The organism is Gammaproteobacteria bacterium (assembly GCA_016765075.1).
Taxonomy (GTDB): domain Bacteria; phylum Pseudomonadota; class Gammaproteobacteria.
In genome coordinates this window covers 1-6,131 of sequence record JAESQP010000129.1, presented here as the reverse complement: position 1 = coordinate 6,131, position 6,131 = coordinate 1, and the positions used below count along the sequence as shown (strand labels likewise).

7 protein-coding genes are annotated in these 6,131 nt (G+C 47.8%); 4 read left to right on the top strand and 3 right to left on the bottom strand.

Annotated elements, in window-relative coordinates:
* Positions 1 to 212 precede the first annotated feature (212 nt).
* Entirely contained in the window at positions 213 to 377 is a 165-nt protein-coding gene (locus JKY90_07820) for a rubredoxin (protein ID MBL4852169.1), read from the bottom strand.
* 160 nt (positions 378 to 537) lie between these two features.
* Between JKY90_07820 and JKY90_07815 the strand changes: the two genes are divergently transcribed.
* The 4 genes from JKY90_07815 to JKY90_07800 are packed head-to-tail and all read left to right on the top strand — an operon-like array spanning position 538 to position 4,083.
* Entirely contained in the window at positions 538 to 1,335 is a 798-nt protein-coding gene (locus JKY90_07815) for a hydroxymethylpyrimidine/phosphomethylpyrimidine kinase (GenBank protein MBL4852168.1), read from the top strand.
* On the top strand, positions 1,328 to 1,954 hold the full coding sequence (locus JKY90_07810) for a thiamine phosphate synthase (GenBank protein ID MBL4852167.1): 627 nt from the start codon (positions 1,328 to 1,330) through the stop codon (positions 1,952 to 1,954). Before JKY90_07815 ends, JKY90_07810 begins: the two co-directional genes overlap by 8 nt.
* A 29-nt stretch (positions 1,955 to 1,983) precedes the next feature.
* Positions 1,984 to 3,264 carry a glutamate-1-semialdehyde 2,1-aminomutase gene (gene hemL, locus JKY90_07805; protein ID MBL4852166.1) on the top strand — a complete coding sequence of 427 codons (1,281 nt, stop codon included), beginning with the start codon at positions 1,984 to 1,986 and terminating at the stop codon, positions 3,262 to 3,264.
* Between the two features lie 18 nt (positions 3,265 to 3,282).
* On the top strand, positions 3,283 to 4,083 hold the full coding sequence (locus JKY90_07800) for an undecaprenyl-diphosphate phosphatase (GenBank protein ID MBL4852165.1): 801 nt from the start codon (positions 3,283 to 3,285) through the stop codon (positions 4,081 to 4,083).
* Between the two features lie 77 nt (positions 4,084 to 4,160).
* Here the strand turns inward: JKY90_07800 and JKY90_07795 are convergent, their stop codons facing one another.
* Positions 4,161 to 4,739 (bottom strand): TetR/AcrR family transcriptional regulator, encoded by a 579-nt coding sequence (locus JKY90_07795; protein ID MBL4852164.1) that lies wholly within the window; start codon positions 4,737 to 4,739, stop codon positions 4,161 to 4,163.
* 170 nt (positions 4,740 to 4,909) lie between these two features.
* The gene (locus JKY90_07790; protein ID MBL4852163.1) at positions 4,910 to 5,914 is read right to left on the bottom strand and encodes a class 1 fructose-bisphosphatase; all 1,005 of its coding nucleotides are present in this window, start codon (positions 5,912 to 5,914) and stop codon (positions 4,910 to 4,912) included.
* Positions 5,915 to 6,131 lie beyond the last annotated feature (217 nt).

Here is a 6,131-nt window from a genome sequence, read left to right as displayed (position 1 = left end):
TGCCATGCCTCCTTACTCACCGCGTGTGAGTGATGAAAACATCGAGAAGTTGGTGGACTTTATCCTGGCCCTATAGGCTTTAGGAGTTCACTTGACCTGGCTCACCGAACCAGCGGCCAGGGCAATAAAGATAAAAGCCGACCTCATAAGGGTCGGCTTTTTTGTGTGCAACAAACTCAGCACACGCGGCATTACCACATGAGCACCTATATTTATAACTCAACCATCTCGAAATCTGTTTTACCTGCACCACACTCCGGACACAGCCAAGTTTCCGGCACATCTTTCCAAGCCGTACCTGGAGCAATACCATCATCCGGCCAGCCAGCTTCCTCATCATAAACATAACCACACACCACACACATATACTTCTTCATTAATCTAACCTTTATATTTCGCCTAAGCCTTGAGATATTGGGGGATAATCATCCAAATTCAATAATACCCAGCCCAACCTAGGCAAGTCCGCGGTAGAATATCACGTTAAACCGCTGCGTTAAGAACGCCTCTGATTAATCGTCTCTCTATAACTGACTTATGCCAAAACCCATAGTCCTTTGCTTTTCTGGTGCCGACCCCTGCGGGGGCGCCGGCATACAAGCCGATATCGAAGCCATTGGCAGTATGGGCTGCCATGCAGTAACGGTGGCAACCGCACTAACCGTACAAAATAGCCATGGGGTTACAAGCTATCAAGCTATCGATGCTGATTATTTGCGCGCGCAAAGTCAGGCACTCCTTACGGACATGCCAGTCAAGGCAATCAAAACCGGCATGCTCGCTGCTAGTGCGACAATTAAAATGATCAACGATATCGCTACCAAGCAATCGCATATACCCCTAGTTATCGACCCAGTGATGGCGAGCAATACAGGCAACAAGCTCAGCCAAGAAGGCTATGCACAAATACTGAGTGATAGCCTTCTACCGCTTGCTACTATCGTTACACCCAACCTATTAGAACTCTATAAACTTGCGCCCAAAACAAACAGCCTAGCCGCTGCCTGCAAGAAGATTTCGTCATTAGGCTGTCCGTATGTATTGATCACCGGAACACACGATCACAGCACTGAAGTAGTCAACCGGTTATTCAAAAATGGCGAATTGATTGATGAGCAAGTATGGCCACGCTTACCTGATGAATATCACGGTTCTGGCTGCACACTAACTGCATCACTAGCGGCACTGCTTGCTAAGGGCATCGATATGGTGCAAGCCGTGCGCGATGCGCAACATTACACTTGGCAGTGCCTTAAAGCGGGGCAAGCATTAGGTCACGGGCAAAAACACCCTGATCGTTTTTTTTGGGCGAAAGGCGGTTGGTCTCGTGACTAAAGCGGTCATTCGCGGGCTTTACGCTATTACGCCTATTACCAGCGATAATGAAGAACAGGCCTTCGAAAACGTTGTTGCAGCAATTCGCGGTGGCGCGCAATTTATTCAATATCGAGATAAAGTTCACGACCAGGCAACGCGTCGACGTATTGGCCACCGTTTATTAATGCTATGCAAAGAGCATGAGGCCTATCTCATCATTAATGATGATATTGCGCTATGTCAGGCGATTAATGCCGATGGCGTCCATCTCGGCAAAGACGATAGCCATCTTATCCACGCCAGGCAGCAACTTGGCGAGACTAAAATTATTGGGGTTTCCTGTTACAATCAGTTACAGCTCGCAGTGCAAGCGCAACAAAATGGCGCCGACTATGTTGCCTTTGGCTGCTTCTTCAATTCATCAACAAAACCTCAAGCGACCTCTGCGCCCGTAACATTACTAACCGAAGCCAAGGCATGCTTGACACTACCTATCGTCGCGATTGGTGGTATCACGGTCGACAACGGCCAACAGCTCATCAGCGCAGGCGCCGATGCGCTAGCCGTTATTAATGGTGTATTTACTATGGACGATATTGAATTCACAGCACGAAAATTTTCAAATTATTTCTTATAATAGAGCATCAAAATACAGGTAACAGCACGATGACACGTTCGCATGATTTATTTGAACAAGCTCAGCAGGTTATTCCTGGTGGCGTTAACTCTCCCGTCCGCGCTTTTAAAGGTGTTGGTGGTGATCCCGTTTTTTTCAAACGCGGGGATGGCGCCTATCTCTACGACGAAGATGATAATCGTTATATCGATTATGTCGGCTCATGGGGGCCAATGATTTTAGGCCACGCTTGTCCTGCTGTAATTAAGGCCGTGCAAGAATCCATACAAAATGGTTTGGGTTTTGGCGCACCGACAGCGATTGAAACCGTGGTTGCTAAAAAAGTCTGTGACATGGTGCCATCGATCGAACAAATACGCATGGTCAGCTCAGGCACCGAAGCAACCATGAGCGCGATTCGTCTGGCGCGTGGGTACACCGGTCGTGACAAGCTAATTAAGTTTGAAGGTTGTTACCATGGGCACTCTGATTCTTTGTTAGTGAAGGCGGGTTCTGGCGCACTCACACTTGGCGTACCCACCTCACCCGGTGTGCCCGCCTCTGTGGTGGAACATACCATTACGCTCGACTACAATCATATAGACCAGGTTAAGCAAACACTACAAGTGATCGGCAAAGAGGTCGCCTGTATTATCGTTGAGCCAGTAGCAGGCAACATGAATTGCATTCCGCCTGTCCCCGGCTTTCTTGAAGGCTTGCGTGAATTGTGTAACGAATACGGGGTGGTGTTGATTTTTGATGAAGTGATGACTGGCTTTCGCGTTGCCCGCGGTGGGGCACAAGAGCATTACGGCATCACACCAGACCTAACGACTTTAGGTAAAGTAATAGGGGGTGGTTTACCCGTTGGTGCCTTTGGTGGAAAAAAAGAAATTATGCAACACATCGCACCAACCGGCCCCGTTTATCAAGCCGGAACACTGTCGGGTAACCCTGTTGCTATGGCCGCAGGGCTGGCGACCTTGACCGCCTTAGATGCGCCGGGTTTTTACGACAGGTTAGCTAATACAGCAAAACAATTAGCCGAAGGCCTGCAAGAAATTGCCAAAAAAAACGCTATCCCGCTCACTGTCAATTACGTCGGTGGGATGGTCGGCTTTTTCTTTACAGACCAACCCAAAGTGCATTTTTATCACCAGGTGGTTGACTGTGATATTGAACGCTTTCAGAAATTTTTCCACGGCATGCTTAACGAAGGGGTTTATCTTGCGCCATCCGCGTATGAAACAGGGTTTGTTTCGTCGGCACACAATGAGGCGGAAATCAATGCCACATTGGCAGCAGCTGATAAAGTGTTTGCAACACTTTAAACGTTAGTCGGCGCCACAATGGATATCGTGCAAGTTATTGTACTGGCAATAGTACAAGGGCTAACCGAATTTCTGCCAATATCCAGCTCTGCGCACCTGATACTTATACCTAAACTCGCCGGCTGGCCAGATCAAGGCCTGGCCTTTGATGTTGCCGTGCATTTGGGTTCATTGATCGCCGTAGTCACCTATTTTAGAAACGATATTGTGCAGTTGTGGCAAGGTTGGTGGCAATCGCTAACATTGCGAAAACATAGTCTGTATAGCCGATTGGCGTGGGGCATTATTGTTGCTACCCTTCCTATTTTAATCGTCGGCTTGGTATTTAATGATGCCATTTCAACTTATCTGCGCAGCCCTCTGGTCATTGCTGCGACAACCATTGGCTTTGGTTTGCTGCTTTGGTATGGCGACCGTGTCGGCAGCAATCAACGCACAGAGTCCGCCATTACCTGGCGCGACATCATCATTATTGGCTTGGCGCAAACACTTGCCTTAATACCGGGCACTTCTCGTTCCGGTATTACACTCACGGTTGGGCTCTTGCTCGGCTTAACGCGTGAAACCGCTGCACGCTTTGCGTTTTTATTGTCGATACCCACCATTGTTGCCGCAGGTTCTTTGCAAACCGTTAAGCTTATCGGTAACGACAGTGCCTCGGTAGACTGGAGCGGCATGCTGCTCGGCACCGTGTTATCGGCTATTGCCGCCTATTTTTGTATTCACTATTTCCTTAAATTGATTGGCTCTATTGGCCTCATGCCTTTTGTTGTCTACCGACTGGCATTAGGACTATTGCTATTCATATTGTTTATCTAGGGAAGCTCTAAATAAGAGCAGGGCACAGCCCCCACGCCTTCGGGAGCCTGCCCCGTGCTTGACACGGGGGTATAGCATCACTTTAAAAATTCTTTACTCACTCGCTCGAATAACGTTGGCTCATTCATGGTGCGCGCGACAATGATGACGCCTTGCATTGCTGCCAATAGGTGTACTGCTTTTGTTTTTGCCTTCTTTTTTATCTTTGGACTTTTTTTATCTTTGCGGTTTAAACGTCGGTATACGATTTTTAGCCATTCAATATTGTCGTCATTAAAACGTTTCACCTCGTCACCAACGGACTTAGGCAATGAAGAAAATTCGGCGCCCAGCATGCCACACAAACACATCGCCTCATCATCCACTAGAAGTTTTTTATAGCCATCAATATAACGCTTTAGCAATATTTTCGGCTCAGTATTTTTGTCCTTGGCATCGCCAAGATAATGCAGGAATCGTGCGCTATAACGACGCGTAACGCGAACGCCTAAATCCGCTTTAGTTGGGAAATGATAATGAACACTGGCACTCTTGATGCCCACGTCCATAGCAATATCGCGAAAGCTAAAGTCATTGTAGCCATTAGATCTAATGCGCGCTTCGGCAACATCGAGGATTTTAATTAGGGTATCACCCTGATTATGCTGGAGCGCCATACCTAAGCCTATTGATAGATAGGGGAATTCAGTAATTGTGGCACATAAATGACTGATTCGCCATTTAACTGCAAATACTCAGAGGCACTGCTATGTGTGTTTAGGTTGGCAGAGGGCTACAGAATTTAAGGATAGCCGCAGACTTTGCTGCGGCATACCGTAAGAGATAACTAGCTAGCGGCGTAATATTCCTCGACTTTGGCCACCTCATTTTTCGAGCCTAAGACCACACCAACACGTTGGTGGATCTCGGTGGGTGCAACTTCCATAATGCGACCCGTCCCGGTTGAGGCGGCACCACCCGCTTGCTCAACAATCATCGCCATTGGGTTGGCTTCATACATCAAGCGCAAACGACCGGCCATTGCAGGGTTCTTGTTATCACGTGGGTACAAGAAAACACCGCCACGATTAAGGATACGATGCACTTCTGCTACCATAGAGGCAACCCAGCGCATATTAAAGTTACGACCACGTGGGCCAGCCTCGCCAGCCAAGCAATCTTCAATATATTGCTTAGTTGCGCCAACCCAATGACGTGAATTCGATGCGTTAATGGCAAATTCACTGGTCTCTTCAGGCACTGTCATGCCAGGGTGGGTCAAGACAAATTCACCAATGTCACTATCCAGGGTAAAACCATTAACGCCATTACCTGTGGTTAAAACAAACATCGTCGAAGGGCCATAGAGCGCATAGCCGGCACAAACCTGTTCGGTGCCTGGCTGCAAGAAATCTTTGACTTCTGGCGTGGTGACACCTTCTGGTGCACGCAAAATTGAAAAGATGGTGCCCACTGAAATATTGACATCAGTGTTTGAAGAGCCATCAAGCGGGTCAAACAAGGCGAGGTATTTCCCTTTAGGGTATTGCGCTGGAATCTGGATGGGGTCTTCCAGCTCTTCGGACGCCATACCAGCAAGGTGACCGCTCCACTGCATGGCTTCAATCATCATGTCGTTGGTAATGATATCCAGCTTTTTCTGAACTTCACCCTGAACATTTTCGGTTTCCAGCGCACCCAGGGCGCCAATCAACGCGCCCTTGTTCACCGCTGAGGAGATACGCTTACACGCTGTTTCGATATCCGCCAATAAGCCACTAAAGTCACCCGTGCCTTTGGTTCGACGCTGTTCCTCAATAATAAACTGGGTCAGAGTTTCGCCCTTATGCATAATAAAAATCCTCTGTTGTAATAAAAAATTGGCGTGATAAAAACTGGGTAAAAAAACGCAAACGCAACGTTACAACAGCCAAGCTGTAACCGCACAAAATGTGCGTCTATTATACGGTGTAAGCCGCCAAAATAAAGCGCTATACCCATCACGGACAGGTTTCCTACTAAAGTGGCGTCATGCTTGATTTGTAGCAAGACAGAATGACGAGTAATAG